Origin of the sequence: Vagococcus sp., assembly GCF_036639995.1 — a bacterium.
Classification (GTDB): Bacteria; Bacillota; Bacilli; order Lactobacillales; family Vagococcaceae; genus Vagococcus.
The window spans coordinates 64,334-82,572 of sequence record NZ_JAVWHO010000002.1 but is presented as its reverse complement, the minus strand read 5'-3'; the positions used below and the strand labels follow the sequence as shown (position 1 = coordinate 82,572).

General features: G+C 33.9%; 12 protein-coding genes. 1 reads left to right on the top strand and 11 read right to left on the bottom strand.

The window, feature by feature from the left end:
* Nucleotides 1-39: 39 nt before the first annotated feature.
* Nucleotides 40-1,956 (bottom strand): 1,4-alpha-glucan branching protein GlgB, encoded by a 1,917-nt coding sequence (glgB, locus tag RR554_RS01785; RefSeq protein ID WP_332467303.1) that lies wholly within the window; start codon nucleotides 1,954-1,956, stop codon nucleotides 40-42.
* Nucleotides 1,957-2,353: 397 nt separating this feature from the next.
* Here glgB and RR554_RS01780 point away from each other — a divergent pair, with 397 nt between their 5' ends.
* Nucleotides 2,354-4,597, top strand: a complete 2,244-nt coding sequence (locus RR554_RS01780; RefSeq protein WP_332467302.1) for a C39 family peptidase — start codon at nucleotides 2,354-2,356, stop codon at nucleotides 4,595-4,597.
* A gap of 46 nt (nucleotides 4,598-4,643) precedes the next feature.
* Here the strand turns inward: RR554_RS01780 and RR554_RS01775 are convergent, their stop codons facing one another.
* From RR554_RS01775 to RR554_RS01730, 10 genes are all read right to left on the bottom strand, one after another.
* Nucleotides 4,644-7,265: a serine hydrolase gene (locus RR554_RS01775; protein WP_332462587.1), complete on the bottom strand. Its 2,622-nt coding sequence runs from the start codon at nucleotides 7,263-7,265 to the stop codon at nucleotides 4,644-4,646.
* Nucleotides 7,266-7,384: 119 nt separating this feature from the next.
* Nucleotides 7,385-8,005: an orotate phosphoribosyltransferase gene (gene pyrE / locus RR554_RS01770; RefSeq protein ID WP_332467301.1), complete on the bottom strand. Its 621-nt coding sequence runs from the start codon at nucleotides 8,003-8,005 to the stop codon at nucleotides 7,385-7,387.
* Nucleotides 8,006-8,719: an orotidine-5'-phosphate decarboxylase gene (gene pyrF / locus RR554_RS01765; protein WP_332462585.1), complete on the bottom strand. Its 714-nt coding sequence runs from the start codon at nucleotides 8,717-8,719 to the stop codon at nucleotides 8,006-8,008.
* Nucleotides 8,719-9,636, bottom strand: a complete 918-nt coding sequence (locus tag RR554_RS01760; protein ID WP_332467300.1) for a dihydroorotate dehydrogenase — start codon at nucleotides 9,634-9,636, stop codon at nucleotides 8,719-8,721. The genes pyrF and RR554_RS01760 overlap by 1 nt, the downstream gene beginning before the upstream one ends.
* Nucleotides 9,633-10,412, bottom strand: coding sequence for a dihydroorotate dehydrogenase electron transfer subunit (locus RR554_RS01755; RefSeq protein WP_332467298.1), 780 nt, complete (start codon nucleotides 10,410-10,412; stop codon nucleotides 9,633-9,635). The genes RR554_RS01760 and RR554_RS01755 overlap by 4 nt, the downstream gene beginning before the upstream one ends.
* 20 nt (nucleotides 10,413-10,432) lie before the next feature.
* Nucleotides 10,433-13,612, bottom strand: coding sequence for a carbamoyl-phosphate synthase large subunit (carB, locus tag RR554_RS01750; protein WP_332467297.1), 3,180 nt, complete (start codon nucleotides 13,610-13,612; stop codon nucleotides 10,433-10,435).
* Complete coding sequence (locus RR554_RS01745) at nucleotides 13,590-14,687, bottom strand: carbamoyl phosphate synthase small subunit (RefSeq protein ID WP_332462581.1); 1,098 nt, start codon at nucleotides 14,685-14,687, stop codon at nucleotides 13,590-13,592. Before RR554_RS01745 ends, carB begins: the two co-directional genes overlap by 23 nt.
* A 3-nt stretch (nucleotides 14,688-14,690) precedes the next feature.
* Nucleotides 14,691-15,971 carry a dihydroorotase gene (locus RR554_RS01740; RefSeq protein ID WP_332462580.1) on the bottom strand — a complete coding sequence of 427 codons (1,281 nt, stop codon included), beginning with the start codon at nucleotides 15,969-15,971 and terminating at the stop codon, nucleotides 14,691-14,693.
* A gap of 9 nt (nucleotides 15,972-15,980) precedes the next feature.
* On the bottom strand, nucleotides 15,981-16,907 hold the full coding sequence (locus RR554_RS01735) for an aspartate carbamoyltransferase catalytic subunit (RefSeq protein WP_332467296.1): 927 nt from the start codon (nucleotides 16,905-16,907) through the stop codon (nucleotides 15,981-15,983).
* A gap of 27 nt (nucleotides 16,908-16,934) precedes the next feature.
* On the bottom strand, nucleotides 16,935-18,227 hold the full coding sequence (locus RR554_RS01730; protein ID WP_332462578.1) for a solute carrier family 23 protein: 1,293 nt from the start codon (nucleotides 18,225-18,227) through the stop codon (nucleotides 16,935-16,937).
* Nucleotides 18,228-18,239 lie beyond the last annotated feature (12 nt).

The following is an 18,239-nucleotide window of genomic DNA, read 5'->3' as shown; positions in this document are numbered from 1 at the left end:
TGAAGTTAAAAACCTCATCATCCTCCTCTCAAGTTCTCACTATTTTTTGCGATTGATTCGAATATCAACGGGTTTCAAAATAATTGCACCTAAGGCTGGAACCGTTGTTTCGATAGAGTGTTCAAATTGTTTAAATTCATTGTTTTCTGTTTCACATGGTTCGTTGTGTTTTGCCCATGTTCCACCAAATTCTTCCATCTCAGTATTCCATACTTCTTCATAAATTCCTTCATACGGAACACCTATTTGAAAGTCTTTTCTTTCAACTGGCGTCATGTTTAAAACGACAATATAAAAATCTTTTTTCTTCTTACCTTGACGAATAAAAGAAAGTACTGTTTCATCTCGATTGTCTGCGTCAATGATTTCAATGGTTTCTCTTGTTTCTTCTAATTCCCAAAGACAAGACGATTCGCGGTAAAATCTATTTAACTCAGAGGTAAAATGCTGCATCTTTTCATTCATGTCATCTTCTAAGTCAACCCACTCTAGTTGTTCATTAAACTTCCATTCTAGAAATTGTCCCCACTCGCTACCCATAAATAATAATTTTTTACCTGGATGGGTGATTAAATAAGTGTATAAATTTCTTAGTTGAGCAAACTGCTTGTACCGATCTCCCCACATTTTATGCATTAAACTTTTTTTACCATGAACCACTTCGTCATGTGATAACGGGAGAATAAATCGTTCTTCCATCATATACATAAACGAAAATGTCATTAATGTGAAGTTATCACCTCTAAACAATGGGTCCATTTCATAGAATCGTAGAATATCGTTCATCCAGCCCATATTCCATTTGTAGTCAAATCCTAGGGAGTCTTCAATCGTTCCTGTAACTTTTGTTTCCGAAGAACTTTCTTCTGCAATCATCATTACTTCAGGATGCTCATTTTTCATTACAGCGTTTAATTTTTGTAAGAAATAATAGCCTTCTAAATTTGTATAACCACCCTCATGATTTAAAGTAAATGGTCCATCATCATAATTTCGGTAAATCATACTTGATACAGCATCAACTCGAATTCCGTCAATATGAAATGTTTCTACCCAATAAAGAATACTTGAAATTAAAAAGCTCTGTACTTCAGGTTTACCTAAATCAAAATTAATTGAACCCCAACGTCTATTTTCCGCCCGTTGAGGGTCCACATACTCAAATTGTGGCGTTCCATCATAATAAGCTAGCGCATCATCATTCACACAAAAATGCCCTGGTACCCAATCGACAATAACACCAATATTATTTAAATGGCACACTTCTACAAACTCTTGAAATTCTTCTGGTGTCCCATAATAAGAACATAAAGCAAAATAGCCAATGAGCTGATAACCCCATGATTGATCTAGTGGATGTTCCATCAAAGGCATAAATTCAACATGAGTATAATTCATTTTTAGTAAGTAGGGAATTAACTCTTCAGTAAGCTCTTTAAAAGTGTAAGGGTTTCCATTTTTATGATATTTAAAAGAACTCGTATGCACTTCATAGATATTCAATGGACGTTTTAAATGGTTGGTTCGTTTATTACGACCACGATACAAACCATCTTTCCATTTCTTCTCTTCTTGAGTATAAACTCGACTTGCATTTCCTGGCCTTTTTTCAAATATTTTTGAAAACGGATCAATTTTCATTATTTTTCTTCCGTTTTGTTGTGTCACATGGAATTTATATAAATCCATTTCATTTGGTAAATTGGTTGTTATTTCCCAAATGCCAGTTTCTTTATCACATAACATAGGAAGTGTGTCTTCCCATTCATTAAAATCTCCCACCAAAAATACTTCTAAAGCATTTGGTGCCCATACGCGGAAAACGTACTCTATTCTTTCATCTGTTTCAATTTTATGAACCCCTAAGCAGTCTTGACTCTTAAAGTTTTCACCTGTCACGAAGCTTTTTTTACAAGAAGAACGCTCGTGAAAAATTTCTGAATCTTGTCTTTTCATAAATTGTACTATCACCCTTTCCAACACATAACTACAAACAAAGATATTTCGTTCCCTTAATCTTGTTTATACATATATAATACCACATTTGAACCAATTTAGTGATTTAATATTCAATTTTTTTATCAAAAAACACGTTTTTATCCCTTGTATATTCATGAGTTATTTTTTAGGCACATAACAATAGTATTTAAGTTAAATTTCAATGGAAATGTACTAAATAACGTATCTTCTAACATTTACATTTAAGAACGTTTGTAATTCCTTCGTTATTTTCTTTTAATTTCATTTTTCTTTCTTTTTATTTTTCAAAACATTATAAAATAACAATTATTGAACAAAACTTCTAATAATAATGATATAATTGGAATGTATGCAATATTTTAGGAGGATGAATATGAAAAATAAATGTTTTGTTTTATTAGTATTATCTGTTGGTTTTTTTTCTATACCTACCATTAGTTCTGCAACAGAAAATTTAGATTCTTCTGTTGCAACTAGTGAATCTACTGATTATTTGGTGAGTGATACATCTAATTCAATAGAGATTAGTTCAACAGGAACTACCCCAACAACTAGTTCGACAAGTAATAATGTCAAAAAGATAACAGTTGACAACAATGATTCAAGTGAACCAGAAACAGATTTTTCAGAGATACAACAATATTTTTCTTTAAATAAAACTGATCAAGCTATCTACGATAAATCTGGTGAACAAATAATTGCTTCATCAAACGACTTACTAAATCAAACTGTTTTAGCAAAAAAAGTGATAACACACCACACAGGTAAGCTTCTTTATCAAATTTTTAATGAAGATAATAAAGAACTAGGTTATATTTTTGAAGATGCTGCAACTGAAACTGAAACTTCAAGTGGTGTTTATCATTCATTTGACAAATATGCAACCATTACTGAAGCAAATAGTCAGACATGGCAGAACTTTGATTGGACACCAAAATTTTCGGGAGATGTTCTAGCTAATAAGACTTTCTTTGCTAAAGGAAAATATCATCATTTTAATGGAAATATTTATCTTTCACTCTTTGATAACAAAGGTATTTGGTATGGTTATATCAATCAAAATTCTGTAAAAATAACTGATAATTCTCAAGGATCTTATAATGATTACAATAAATACATCACTTTTTCTAATAAAAACTACAATACTTGGTCTAATTTCGGTTGGAAATTCCGTCAAAACGGAAATGAAATAGTTAATAAAACAATGATTGCAAAAGGAATTTATTACCATCATAACGGTAATGTTTATTTTTCACTTTATGATACAAATAATAAATGGTATGGCTATGTTAATAAAAATGCTACAACATTAACTGACGGACCACAGGGAAAATACAATTCTTTTGGAAAATATGTTACTTTCAAAAATCCCAATTATAATACTTGGTCTAATTTTGATTGGAAGTATCGTGAAGAAGGTAAGATATTAGCGACTAAAACGTTTCTTGCTAAAGGTGTTTACCATCATGTGAATGGTAATGACTATGTTTCATTATATGACAATCAGAATAAATGGCATGGCTATGTTAACATAGCAGCAGTTGATATATCTGATGGTCGTCAAGGTATTTATCAAAACTATAACAAGTACGTTTCTATTTCTAATCAAAATTACTCAATTTGGCAAAATTTTAATTGGAAAAAGAAGAATTCAACAAAAAATATTTACGAAAAAACGTATCTAGCAAAAGGAATTTATAAACATTTTAATGGTGATACCTATCTTTCTATTTATGACAGCAAAGGCACATGGTTTGGTTATTTAAATATAAGTGCAACAAAAGAAACTGAACGATCAGGAATTGCAATTCGTCAAAATAAATATATTAGTGTAATCAGTAAAAATTATGACACTTGGAACAATTTTAACTTTTCAAGTACTCGTGGAAAAACGACTAACATGATAAACAAACCTTACCTTGTTAAATACAAATATGAACATTTCAATGGTTCAACATACTACTCTCTTTATGATAAAAATAATAAGTGGCAAGGTTATCTAAATAGAACTGGCGTTAAGGAAGCTAACGGAAGTAACTCAACTTATGTCATGTTGAATGCTCCTTTTTATAATCAAATGGAAGAAAAGAATGGAAGAAAAGCTTACATGGGATGTGAAGCGGCTAGTCTACTTCAAGCACTTCATTTGAAGGGTTACGCTAAAAATTATACATTACACCCATTTATTGATGTTATGCCACGCTCTAAGAACAATAACCCTAACAACGGTTTCTCTGGGGATCCATATGGAAATATATTCGGTGTTTATCACTCAATTTTCCCTAAACCATTAACAAAATGGGCTAATCAGTATTCTAAAGGAAATGCTCACGATATTTCTGGTTCGTCACTAACACAACTTAGTAAAGAACTGACTAACGGTAACCCAATAGTCCTATATGTTACTTTAAACTTTGAACAAAAATCAGAATATTACAGATATGCTTGGGGGATCGGACTTGAAAATGCACATGTCGTTACTTTAGATGGGTACAATAGTCAAACAAATCAGTATCATATTTCTGATCCTAACAAACTTGGCGGTTATTGGATTAATGAAAAATCATTACAGTATTCATATTTTGCCAACGAAAAACGAGCTGTAGTAATTAGATAAATAAAAAACAACGATCTTTCAAATTTGAAAAATCGTTGTTTTTTTATTATTTCATAATGTCGTAAATTTCTTTTGATAAGACTGAAATTGTTTCGTATGATGTTCCGTTTTGTGTCATCACAGATAAAACATAAGGACTATTAGCATAAACAACACCAATATCATGTGTGTAACTTCCCACATCTCCAATTTTATGTGCAACTTTAACTGGTAAATATTTAGGAATTCGTTGATTATCAAATACTGTGTTTTGCATATAGCTCATTACTTGTCCACCTTGTCGGTACATTGCACTAATTAAAAGTGCATTTTCTTTAGCTGATACTTGGAAAGGTGATACCCATGTTCGTCCAATAATTTGAGATATTTCGTTTCTCATTTTTTGTTCATATTGATTAGCACCATAATAACCTAAGAAATTTGCCCCTTGATTATCAGAATACTTCGCTGTCCAATTTAACATTGTATCTAGAGAATAATAACTTCCATAAGGTTTTCCTTGTAAGATACCAGCGCCACCACGCATATAAGAATATATTGGCATTTGATTAATCGCATCTTTATATTGATACAATTTATTTGGATCCTTTTGTTTTTGATTAATCATTTTTTGAGTGTAATACATAGCAGGTAATTTTCCAGTACTTGCTGCTGTAAAAGTCTTAGTACCATTCACGGATGCAACTGAACCATCTGCTAAACTTGTTACATAAATTCCAAAATTAGGTGAGCGATATTTAGAATCTAATAATCGTTGAACTCTTGCTAATTTTTCAGCATCAATTGAAACAGCATCTTCATTTAAATAACCATACCACTTACCTTTATTGTCATAAAGAGTTAAATAAGTTGAGCCATTAAAATGACGATATTTGCCTCGTGCTGTAAATTGTTGGTTCATAAATGATGATGTATTATGTCTTTTTTGCCATGAAAAACTGGACCACATTGTATAATTTCTCTTTGTAACTGTAACCTTCTTACCATATCCTTGATAAATGCCTTGAGCACCATCAGCTACTGTGGTTCCTGTAGCATTAATATAGCCGTACCATTTCCCTTTATTGTCATATAATGAATAGTAAGTATCACCATTAAAGTGTTGATATTTGCCTTTTGCTAAAAATGTTTGGTGATACACACTTTGACTACGACCTAATTCTTTCCAAGAAAAATTTCGCCAAAGACTATAATTGCTTTTAGTAATCGTAACGTATTTACTTAAATTTTGATAACCACCCTGTCTACCGTCAGCTACTGTTACAAATTTTTTATTAACATAACCATACCACTTATTATTTCTATCATAAATCGAAACATAGTCATCGCCATTGACATGGTAATAAATACCTTTTGCTAAAAATGTTTGTCCAGATAAATTTTTTAATTCCTGACGTTTATTCCATTTAAAATTACTCCACGAGTTACCGTTACTATTTTTTATTGTGACATATTTGCCATAAGAAACATACATTCCCTGTTCTTCATTTGTTGAAGTTGTTCCATTCTTGTTAATGTATCCATACCAAGTACCGTTACTATCATACAATGAATAATAAATATCTCCATTAAAATGGTGATATTCTCCTTTAACTAAAAAGGTACGTTGATAAAATTTACTACTATCATATTTCTTCTTCCAACTAAAATTTTGCCAAATAGAATAGTTTTTACTTTTAACAATTACATGCTTATTGAAGTTTTGATAAACGCCCTGTTTACCATCAGCTACTGCCACATCTTTTTCTTGAATATATCCTTGCCATTTGTTGTTCTTATCAAATATCGAGTAGTACAAACTACCATCAAAGTGATGATATTTCCCTCTTGCTTGGAAGGTTTCTTTTTCCAGCTTGCTCGTTGATTGACGAATTTGTTCATCAAAATTAGAATAAGTAGAGCTTGTAGAATTGGTAACAGTAACATACTTACCGAAACTTTGATACACGCCACCTTTGGTTTCAGCAATTGTTACATTTTCACTTTCAACATAACCAACTAATTCTTCCTTTGAATTAATTAATGAGTAATATATTTTCCCATTAAGATGTTTAAATTGCTCTTTCGCTAAAAAAGTTTGACCTAGTACAAAATCATTTGCTTCAGTTAATCCTAAATCTAATTCTTTGTAAACAGCTGTCTTTTCACCTTTTAAACTAACATATTTATTTAATTCTGTTTTTTCAGTGTAGATATTTTCATGTAAATTAATTTGCGATTCTTCAACAAGTCCTAATTCTTTTCCTTGACTATTTGTTAAAAAATAATAGTTTTTTTCATTAATGATTGTCTTCTCAAGAGTTTCGATTACAACCTCTTTCAACTCGTTAAGGGGAACCATTTCTTTTAACTCAACCGTTTTAAAAACTTTAACATTTTCATCTTTAAAAGAAACGTAGCGTTTACTTTCTAATGTTTCCTTAGTTGATATTCTTTCAATGGATTTTTCAGTTTTTTCTGATGAACTTTCTTTTGTTTCCGTCTTTTGAGTTTGAGATGATTCTGTGATTAATTCACTTGAAGTACTCTTTTCAACTACTACACTTGAATTAAATGTGCTATCAGATGTTTTTGTTTCAGTTGCATATGTACTAAAAACACCGAGTGAAGCACTTCCCAGTAATATCCCCATACCACTTAAAACTGTCACCATAACCCTTTTATTCATTTACTCAACCCTCTCTTTTTGTTATCTCATTCCATTATAAATCAAATCACCTTATTTACTAGTTGAAAAACAAGAAAAGATTAAAGTTTTTTACACTTCAATCTTTTCTATCAAGTTATTTAATTTTGCCAGTCTTCTGGATTTATTTTCCATCTATTTAATAATGTTACATCTGACTTTGAAATAAACGATTTATTAACTGCTACTTCTATTAACTCACTGTAATTAGTTAATGTTAAAAAAGAAAGATTAGCATTTTTAAAATTATCTATTCCTTTAGGTAACTCATAAGTAAATATTGCTGCCACACCTAAAATGTTCGCTCCCTCTTTTGTTGCAGCGACACACGCGTCAATTGCACTACCACCTGTTGAAATCAAATCTTCAATAACTACCATTTTTTGATTCAAACTAATTTGACCTTCAATTTGATTTTTCTTACCGTGATCTTTCGCTTTTCCTCGAATATATACCATGGGTAGATTTAGCTCTTCAGCAACCCAGGCAGCGTGAGGAATACCGGCTGTTGCTGTACCTGCGATAACTTCCACTTCAGGATAAGTTTCTCTAATTTTTGTTGCCAGAGCTTTAGTGATTTTTTTTCTAACCTTTGGAAAACTCATGGTTAATCGATTATCGCAATAAATCGGGCTTTTTATACCACTTGCCCATGTGAACGGGTCATTAGGTCTCAGTGTCACAGCCTTTATTTCTAATAGTTGCTCTGCAATTTCTTTCATTTAATCTTCCCCTAACCATTCTTTTTTGATTTCTAAGTAACTTTGATAAGGCGAGTTTGATTTAGTAATTGGACGTCCAACCACAATATACGTAGAACCTATTTTTCTTGCTTCTTCAGGAGTCATTACTCTTTTTTGATCTCCAACTTCACCATCTTTTAATCTGATTCCAGGTGTCAAACAAACAAATGACTGATTTGTCGCTTCTTTAATAAGCGCTACTTCTTGAGCAGAACAAACAACACCATCAAGACCTGCTTCTTCTGTAATTTTGGCATAATGAGCTACACTTTCTTTTAAACTTACTGAAATTAACTGGTCCTCATTCATTTGTCTTTCACTTGTTGATGTTAATTGTGTTACTGCAATCAACTCTGGAATAGAATGCCCCTCTTTAGTTCCATCAGCTAGCCCTTCAAAAGCTGCTTTCATCATTTCTTTTCCACCTGCAGCATGGACATTTGTTACTTTTACTCCCAATTCTGCAATATTCCTCATTGCAGAGTAAACCGTATTTGGAATATCATGTAGTTTTAAATCTAGGAAGATATCATGACCAGAAGCAATTAATTCCTCTACAATACTAGGTCCTTCTTTATAGAATAGTTCCATACCTACTTTAAGAAAAAGGGATTCATTTTTAGGAAAGAGACCTAAAAAATTGGTCACTTCTAATTTACTCGGGAAATCCAAAGCAATAATTGGTCGATTCATTAACGATTCTCCTTTACTTCTTTGATAAGTTCCTCAATACTACTAATTCCAAGCTCATCCATTTTTTCAGGTAAAGCATCGATCAATTTAGGGCAAATAAATGGATCTGTAAAATTCATTGTTCCTACAGCAACAGCACTTGCTCCTGCTAAAAACATTTCAATTACATCATCCACAGTAGTTACACCACCCATACCAATAACGGGAATATCAACTGCCTGAGTAACTTCATGAATCATACGAATAGCTACTGGTTTTATTCCTGGACCTGAAAGGCCACCAGTACCATTAGCCAAGATAGGTTGTCTTGTTTTTAAGTCAATTCGCATACCAAGAAGCGTGTTAATCATCGTAATACCATCTGCTCCAGCTTCTTCAACTGCTTTAGCAATTGGGACAATGTTAGTAACATTGGGTGACAATTTAACATACACGGGAACTTTTGCAACTTTTTTTACTGCTCTTGTTAAACTTGCAGCAACCTCAGCACTTGTCCCAAAAGCAATACCGCCCTCTTTTACGTTAGGACAAGAAATATTTAGCTCAATTGCTTTAACATTAGGAGCATCTCCAATTTTGGCGCATACCGCAACATATTCTTCCTCAGAAGAACCCGCCACATTAGCAATAATAGGTAAATCATATTTTTCAAGTGAAGGTAGTTGATTAGTCATAATTGTTTCTAAGCCAGGATTTTGCAAACCAATTGCATTTAACATTCCACTTGGCGTTTCCGCAACGCGTGGTGCTGGATTTCCGTATCTTTTTTCTAGAGTTGTTGCTTTAACCATGATTGATCCTAACAAACTCAAATCATAATATTGGCTAAACTCATCTCCAAATCCAAAACAACCACTTGCAGGCATAATTGGATTTTTCAACTCTAAACCTGGTAATTTGACGCTTAATCTGCTCATATAACCACCTCTCCTGATTGGAATACTGGACCTTCATCGCAAACTTTCAAATTAACCGATTCGTCCCTTTTAGATTGACAGACACATGCATAGCAAGCTCCAATTCCACACGCCATTCTTTCTTCCATAGATAAATATACATGAGGATGTCCTTCAAACTGTTTCTCTACTGTACGAAGAAGTGCTTTAGGTCCACAAGAATAAATGGCAGCTGGTTCAGGATGTACTTTTAATGCCTTCTCTATTAAATGTCCCACATGCCCTTTTTGAGCATACGAGCCATCATCAGTTGCTAACATCAATACACCCAAATCTGAAAATTCTTTCTCATAAAAAATAGTTTTTTTATCAGAAAAACCATTTAAAATTATTAATTTAGCGTTCTTTTTAGCTAACTGTTTACATAATTCATAAAGAGGTGGGACACCAATCCCACCACCAACAATAAATACGACATCATTTTCTTTAATAAAATCAATTTTAAATCCATTGCCTAGTGGTCCTAAAACGTCAACTCTGTCATCGACCTTCAATTGGCTTAAAGATTTCGTTCCGTCTCCTTCAGTTCTGTAAATAACTTTACATATTTTTTCTGTTTTAGAAATGCTCGCCAAACTAATAGGTCTTCTTAACAATAAATCAGAACGAGGAACACGAATATGAATAAATTGACCAGGCTGATTCATCTCTTGCACCAATTCACCTTGTAAAGTTAATTCGAATATATTTTTTGAAATTTCACGTTGATTCTTAATAAGCATCATTTCTTGTTTCATATTCCCTCTCCTTTTGTTGTTTATAATGCGATAGCTGAAAAACTCCGATCTTCCAATACTTTCAAAATTGCATCAGCTGTATCAAGAGATGTCATTAATGGCACACCATTTTCAACTGAAACTCTTCTAATTTTAAACCCATCTGACTCATGTTTATTATCATTTCCTGTTGTATTAATAACAAGCTGCGTATGGCCTAAACGAATAGTATCCAAAACATCTAAGTTTTCTTCAGAATTTATTTTTGACACAATTTTAACTTCTAAATTATTATTCTTCAAAAATTCTCCTGTTCCTTCTGTCGCAATTAATCCATAACCAATATCGCTAAATCGTTTAGCTAAAGCTAAGGCTTCATCTTTTGTTTCATCTGCTACTGTAAATAACACAGAACCATAGTCAGGTAAATGCATGCCACTAGCTTCAAAAGCTTTGTATAGTGCTTTTTCAAGCGTAACATCTGTCCCCATAACTTCACCTGTTGATTTCATTTCAGGTCCAAGTTGAGTATCTACATCATGTAGTTTTGCAAATGAGAACACAGGTGCTTTAATATGAACATAACCTGATTCTTGGTACAATCCATCACCATATCCTAATTCATTTAAACGTTGACCTAATATACATTTAGTAGCCACTTGCGCCATTGGAATACCTGTTACTTTACTCAAGAAAGGCGCTGTTCTACTTGCTCTTGGATTAACTTCTATCACGTAAACTTCCTCATCTTGAGCAATAAATTGAACATTCATCATTCCTTTACAATTCAAGCCTAGAGCTAATTTTTTAGTATAATCAATTATTTTATCAATCACGACTTCCGAAAGATTTTGAGGAGGATAGACAGCCATCGAATCGCCTGAATGTACACCAGCCCGCTCAATGTGCTCCATGATACCTGGAATAAGAACACTTTCTCCGTCACAAATGGCGTCTACTTCGCATTCAGTACCAACCAGATATCGATCAATTAAAACAGGATGCTCTGGGGATGCCTTTACCGCTTCTTTCATATAACGCTTCAAGTCTTCGGTGCTCCAAACAATTTCCATAGCACGACCGCCTAAAACATAACTTGGTCGAACAAGTACTGGATAATTAATCGATTCAGCTATTTTGATAGCCTCTATTGTATTAGTTGCCGTTGCGCCCTTTGGTTGAGAAATATTTAATTCCTTCAAGGCTTGCTCAAATTTATCGCGATTTTCAGCTCTATCCAAATCTTCAATGGTTGTCCCAATGATAGTTACTCCGCGTCGTGATAATCCTTCTGCTAAGTTTATTGCTGTTTGCCCGCCAAACTGGACGATAACCCCTTTAGGTTGTTCCAACTCAATCACGTGCATAGCGTCTTCTAATGTTAGAGGTTCAAAATATAGTTTATCTGAAATTGAAAAGTCCGTTGATACTGTTTCTGGATTACTATTCATAATAATCGCTTCAAAACCTGCCTCTTGAATTGCTCTTACTGAATGAACCGTTGCATAATCAAACTCAACGCCTTGACCAATTCTAATCGGTCCAGATCCTAATACAAGGATAGACTCTTTCTCAGTTTTAATACTTTCATTTTCTATTTCGTAAGTACCATAGAAATACGGTGTTTTAGATTCAAATTCTGCTGCACACGTGTCAACCATTTTATACACAGGAAAAAGTTGTAATTCTTTTCTTTTATTGTAAATTTCTTGTTCGGTGACTTTCCAACTTTTAGCAATGAATTGATCGGAAATACCATAAGATTTGGCTTTTTTTAATGTATCAAAACTCCAAGTATGTTCTTTCAACTCCTCTTCAATTTCAATAACATGTAATATTTTATCTAAAAAGAAAACATCAATTTTTGTAAACTGAGCAATATCGTAAATCGAAAAGTGTCGTCTGATAGCTTCTGAAACATAAAATAACCGGTCGTCTTGTGCATGAGTCATGCCATACATAATGTCATCATCACTTAGATGACTTAACTCTTCTAACTCTATATGAAACGCACCAATTTCTAGAGAACGGACAGCTTTTAAAAGAGATTCCTCAATTGTTCTACCAAGTGACATAACCTCTCCTGTTGCTTTCATCTGCGTACTTAATAGTCGATTTCCTTTTTCAAATTTATCAAATGCCCATCTTGGAATTTTTGTTACCACATAATCTAATGTTGGTTCAAACATTGAATACGTGTTTTTTGTAACGGGATTTTTCACTTCATCAAGCGTTAAACCAACAGCTATTTTTGCAGCGAGTTTTGCAATAGGAAAACCTGTCGCCTTACTAGCAAGTGCGGATGAGCGACTGACTCTTGGGTTAACTTCAATAACGTAATACTTAAAGCTCATCGGATCAAGGGCTAATTGTACATTACATCCTCCCTCAATTTTTAGCGCCTTAATTATTTTTAATGACGCATCTCTAAGAAGCTGAATTTCAACATCTGAGAGTGTTTGACATGGTGCAAATACAATTGAGTCTCCTGTATGAATACCTACTGGATCAAAATTTTCCATATGGCAAACAACAATTGCATTGTCTTGAGAATCTCTCATTACTTCAAATTCAATTTCTTTAAACCCTGCAATGCTTTTTTCAATTAAGCACTGAGTTGCAGGAGATAAGTGCAAGCCGTTTTTTGTTATTTCAATTAACGTTGCTTCATCCTCACACATGCCTCCTCCAGTTCCTCCAAGTGTAAAAGCAGGACGAACAATCAATGGATAACCAATTTCATTAGCAAAAGCTATCGCTTCATTCACATTGTTAACAATCACACTCTCTGGTATCGGTTCTCCCAACTCTTCCATCAATTGTTTAAACAAATCTCTATCTTCTGCTTTATCGATTGCATCAAGTTTAGTTCCTAAAAGTTCAACCTTTAGTTCCTCTAAAATACCGCTTTTAGATAATGCCATCGCCATATTTAATCCTGTTTGACCACCTAATGTAGGTAAAATAGCATCTGGACGTTCTTTTCTTAATATCTTAGAAACAAATTCTAATGTGATTGGTTCAATATAAACTTTATCAGCAATTTCTTTGTCTGTCATAATCGTTGCTGGATTGGAATTTATCAGAATAACCTCGTATCCTTCTTCTTTTAAAGCAAGGCACGCCTGAGTTCCAGCATAGTCAAACTCTGCAGCCTGACCAATGATAATTGGCCCTGAACCAATAACTAGTATTTTATTAATATCTGTTCTTTTCGGCATTTTTTCTCCCCCAATTATCCATTAACTCAATAAACTCATCAAACAAAGACACCGCATCATGTGGCCCTGGTGCAGCATCTGGATGAAATTGAACTGAAAAAGATGGATACTTTTTATGTTTAATTCCCTCAACTGTTTCATCGTTTATTTCAATATGAGTCATCATTAATTCTGTTGTATCTATACTATCTCGTGATACGGCATATCCATGATTTTGAGAAGTAAAATAAATATTATTTGAGGCAATTTCTTTGACCGGATGATTGCTTCCTCTATGTCCGTATTTTAATTTAAAGGTATCTGCTCCATTAGCTAAGCTCAACAGTTGATGCCCTAAACAAATACCAAAAATTGGTAGCTTACCTTGTAATTCACGAATCATTCTTGTTGCTCCCTGAACGTCTTTGGGGTCTCCAGGTCCGTTTGATAACAAGACACCATCAGGCGCTAAGGCTAGTATTTGATCTGACGTATAATTATAGGGAACAACTGTCACACTACATTTTCTTGAAACTAGTTCTCTTAAAATACTTTGTTTCATGCCAAAATCAACTACTACTACGCTTTTACCTGTGCCTGGCACATTAAATGCACGAGTTGTTGAAACTCTCTGTACTTGATTTTTTGGTAGAACAATTGCACGTAATTGATCATATTCATGCTCTAAATCTTCAACAACATTGGTTATGCTTCCTTTAATTGTTCCACTCTCCCTAATTTTCCTTGTAAGAGCTCGAGTATCAATGCCTGAAATTCCTGGAATCTTTTTATTTTTTAGAAACTCATCTAACGTCATTTGACTTCGCCAGTTAGATGCAACTCTTGCATAATCTTTAACAATTACTCCACTACAAGATGGTTCCATTGATTCAAAATCATCTCGATTAATACCATAATTTCCAATCGTTGGATATGTAAATAAAATCATTTGCCCTTTAAAGCTTGGATCTGTTAAAACTTCTTGATAACCACTCATCCCTGTTGTAAAAACAACTTCACCTGTTCCGATATGTGGTGCTCCAAAACTTTCTCCTTCAAAATAAGTACCATCTTCTAAAATCAGTAATCGTTTCATTCTTTACTCTCCCTTATGCCAAACTATTTCCCCATCAACGAACGTATACAATGTTTCTCCTATAACTCTTTCTCCTATAAAAGGCGTGTTACTTGATTTTGAAGCAAAACTATCCTTAATTGTTATCTCGTTTTCAATATCAAAAATCGCTATGTCCGCGTAACTACCAATATTCAGCGTTCCTGTTTTCAAACTAAATATCTCAGACGGTGCCTTGGTCATCCAATCGACTACTTGTTTTAAAGTAAAACGTTTCGTCTTAACAAAATGTGTATACATCAATTGGAAAGCTGTTTCACTTCCTATAATCCCAAAAGGCGAATGTAACATACTTTGATTTTTTTCTTCATGACTGTGTGGTGCATGATCTGTGGCAATACAATCTATCGTGCCATCTAGCAAGCCATTAATTAAAGCTTGTTGATCTTCAGTTCCTCTAAGTGGTGGATTCATTTTGAAGGAGCCGTGATCTTTTGTAATATCTCCATCATTTAAGATCAGATGATGAGGGCAAACTTCGCAAGTCACGTGAATCCCTTGTTTTTTTGCTTGTCTAATAACTTCTACACTTTCTTTTGTTGACACATGACAAACGTGATAGTGAGCACCTGTCTCCTTAGCTAAAAGAACATCTCTAGCAATTTGAGAGGATTCTGCGGCACTCATTATACCCGGTAAACCCAGTTTTTCTGCTGTTTTACCTTGATGCATTACCCCACCAAAAAGTAAGGACTCGTCCTCTGTATGAGCAACAATTGCCATTTTTAACTTTGCTGCTTCTTTCATTGCGAGATACATCACACTCGCAGTTTGCACACCCACTCCGTCATTTGTAAAAGCAAAAGCATTTTCTTTCTTTAACGCTTTAAAATCCACCAATTCATCACTTTTTAACTCTTTAGTAATAGGCGCATATTGTTTAATTTTTACAACACTATCTTTTTTTATAAGTTGATTAACCATTGCCATTTTTTCTTTTGTATCAGGAACAGGATTTAAGTTTGGCATTGCGCACACTGTAGTAAATCCTCCTTTTGCCGCTGAGTGACTCCCTGTTTCAATTGTTTCTTTATACTCGAATCCAGGTTCTCTAAAGTGCACGTGAACATCAACCAAACCAGGTGTTATTAAACCACCCTTAGCATCTATCACTGTATCAAAATTAATTATCTCATTTTCAAATAGTCCTTTTGCTTTCACTTTTTTATCTTCTATCCAAATATCAACTTGGTTCAATTCATTATTATCTTCAACTATGTAGCCATTTTTAATTAATGTTTTCATCAAATCCTCCTATGCTTTTCCATGTAATATTGCTTCTAAAATCGCCATTCTCATAAAAACACCATTTGTCATTTGCTCAGTAATTCTTGATTGATATGATTCGACTAAATCACTTGATAATTCAACATCCCGATTAACTGGAGCAGGATGCATAATTATACTACGAGGTGCCATCGTTTCAGCTCTCTCATTTGTCAATCCGTATTCATCATGATATTTTTCTTTAGAAAATAATTCTTCTCCAGCGTGTCTTTCATGTTGTACTCTTAGCATCATCATCACATCTACTTTTGAAACAATTGTATCTATTGGTAAGAATTCTCCATAGGCTTCGTACTTTTGGTTATACCATTCATCAGGTCCACAAAAATAAAGATTAGCGCCTAAGCGTCTTAACATTTTCATATTAGAGTTTGCCACTCTTGAATGAGTTAAATCGCCACAAATAGCAATATTTAAATTTTCAAATGTACCAAATTCTTCATAAATTGTTAGTAAGTCAAGAAGGCATTGCGTTGGATGATTGCCGCTCCCGTCTCCACTATTTATTATTGATGTTGTAATTGTCTTACTTTGAATCAACTGATTATAATATTCTTCTTCGGTATGCCGTATCACACATGCATGAACACCAATTGCAGCCATTGTTAGTACAGTGTCATAAAGGGACTCACCTTTAGAAACAGAGCTTGCTTTAGCATCAAATTCAATCACATCAATACCTAGTTTTTTTTCAGCAATTTCAAAACTTTTATGTGTTCTCGTACTATTTTCAAAAAATAAGTTAGCAACAAAGTATTGTTTTTTTTTTAGCTCAGGTGACTCTCCTTTTTTTAATTGTTGCGCTCTTTTTATTAAGGCCATCACTTCTTGGTCATTTAAAGACTCAGCTGTTAAAAGGTGTTTCAAACTAATTCTTTCAGATGTAATTATCATGATGTTCCTCCTCGAAATTTGTTTTAGCTACTCCATTTCACTTTTAGCATTCTCTGGTAAAACAACATTTAGTATAATACCAAAGAGTGTTGCTAGTGCCATTCCAGATACAGCAACTGGACCTGCTTGAAAAGTCAGTCCGCCAATTCCCACAACTAAGATAACTGAAGCAATCAACAAATTACGTTTTTTATTAAAATCAATGTTGTTGTCAATTAAAATCTTCAATCCACTTGACGCTATTACTCCGAATAAGATAAAGCTAATCCCTGCAATAACTGGCCCTGGAATACTTTGGATAATTGCTGTTAATTTCCCAACAAACCCTAATACCATTGCTAGAACTGCTGCACCACCAATAACAAACACACTATGAACGCGAGTAATTGCAAGAACGCCTATATTTTCCCCGTAACTTGTTACTGGAGGTCCTCCGACTAGACCAGCAACTATTTGTGCTAAACCATCTCCCATTAACGTCTTGTTCAATCCTGGATCTTCATAAAAATTACGTTTAGTTAATTTATTCAACACCATCAAGTGACCAATGTGCTCAGTCATCGTTACAAAAGCAATCGGTGCCATAGTGACAATTGCTGTTATATAGAGTTTAGGCGAGTATGTCACAAATGGAACTTGAAAATTTGGTACCGCAAACCAGGCCGCTTCTCTTATAGGAGCTACATCAACAATTCCAAAAATCAGCGCTAGAACATATCCACAAACAATGCCCAAAAGTATCGGAATTAATCCTAGAAAACCTTTCAAATACATGTTAAACATTATTGTTAACATCAATGTCAACAAAGCTACTGCTATGTATTTCACGTTGTATAACTGTTCACCATTTGGTAATTGTTGAAACATTGCTTGGTTGGCTGCATTTGCGGCAAGACCTAAACCAATTACCATAACAACAGGCCCAACCACTATGGGGGGTAACAGTCTATCTAACCAAGCAGAGCCTACTTTTTTCACTATGATTGAAACAATCACATAAACCATCCCTGTTGTTACGGCTCCTAATGCAATTGCCGGGTATCCTGCATCTTTCATTAACATTTGCATTGCCGCAATAAATGCAAAACTGCTTCCTAGATAAGCAGGTATTTTTCCTTTTGTTACAAATAAATAAACAAGTGTTCCAAGCCCTGAACTGAAAAGTGCTATACCAGGGTTAATGCCAACTAATATGGGAACTAAAACTGTCGCACCAAACATCGTGAACAAGTGTTGTAAGCTTAACCCTAACCATTTAATTCCTTGCGGTTTATCTTTAATATCCAACACTGCGTCTGGATTTCTAAATTCTTTACTCATTTTTTCTCTCCT